This window comes from Hahella sp. CCB-MM4 (assembly GCF_002260525.1).
Taxonomy (GTDB): Bacteria; Pseudomonadota; Gammaproteobacteria; order Pseudomonadales; family Oleiphilaceae; genus Hahella.
The window spans coordinates 1-401 of record NZ_MRYI01000105.1; the positions used below are offsets into that span (position 1 = coordinate 1).

1 protein-coding gene is annotated in these 401 nt (G+C 63.1%); it reads left to right on the forward strand.

The features are described 5' to 3' along the window. Nucleotides 1–183: hypothetical protein (locus tag BTA51_RS30380; protein WP_168188337.1), on the forward strand; the 183-nt coding region annotated here is incomplete at its 5' end. Nucleotides 184–401 lie beyond the last annotated feature (218 nt).

The following is a 401-nucleotide window of genomic DNA, read 5'->3' on the forward strand; positions in this document are numbered from 1 at the left end:
AATGTCTGGGCCCGCGAAACCACAGAGCCGCGCAAGGGCGTGGTGAAGAACTGGCAGGCGGTCAGCGGCGGCGGGTACGCGATTTCGCCTCAGATCCAGATCACCAGCGGTTCCGCCGCGGCTATGGCTGTGGAGATGGTCTCCATGGACCTGATGATCGAAGGCGGGGGCATCGCCTCTTGAGGCTGGTATGGGGCTGCAATGACGCGGTTGTGCCTTTCGTCATGGCGATGGCGCACCTGCCGCGCGACTTCGGGCACTGCAGAACGGCTGCGGTTCTGGATGCGAGCGGCAACATGGTGGCGGGCTTCGTCTTACACAACTGGCAACCCGAAACCGGCGTGATTGAATGCTCAGGGGCAGCTCTAAGCCCGGCATGGGCTAAGCGGTCGATCCTCAAG